Source organism: Paenisporosarcina sp. P4_D4 (assembly GCF_056401835.1).
In genome coordinates this window covers 1-524 of record NZ_JBFUIO010000432.1, presented here as the reverse complement: position 1 = coordinate 524, position 524 = coordinate 1, and the positions used below count along the sequence as shown (strand labels likewise).

The 524-nt window shown below is 30.7% G+C and carries 1 protein-coding gene; it reads left to right on the top strand.

The genetic code is table 11. The annotated features are described in order from the left end of the window. On the top strand, positions 1-381 hold a 381-nt coding region (locus AC1DSL_RS19345), incomplete at its 5' end, for a stage II sporulation protein M (protein WP_477533494.1). Positions 382-524 lie beyond the last annotated feature (143 nt).

Below are 524 nucleotides of genomic sequence, written 5' to 3'. Positions count from 1 at the left end.
ATGCTTATCTTAGCCTTAATTCCAATACAATTTCTATATCTCATAAATATAATTTCAACTGTTTCTCTGCCTGGGATTCTTTTTGGAATTGGTTTACAAGCCGATTTTAAAAAAGGTTTTGAGATAATAATCTCTACTATTCCTCATTATGTTTTTGAAGTTTTTGCTTTATGCTTACTTGCAGCGGTTCTTTTTGAATTAAACCAAGTTGTTAGAGTAAAGATAAGAAATATATTTAAGAAAGACAAAGAAGGAATATCTTTTATTAAAAAATTCTTAGAGACAATAAGAACTTACGCCATCTTTGTTATACCGATAATCATTGTAGCCGCATTTCTGGAAACTTACATAGCTGATATCATATTCAATTTATTTCAATAGTAGATCTCAACGGATGGATTCGTAAATGTTTTGGATTTAGCGCAAGCGACACAATGAAATAGTATTCAACAATCGGGCGCGATTGTGGAGCAACACAGGTAGAAAATGATCAAACTTTTTTATAAAACCGATACTTAAATCTG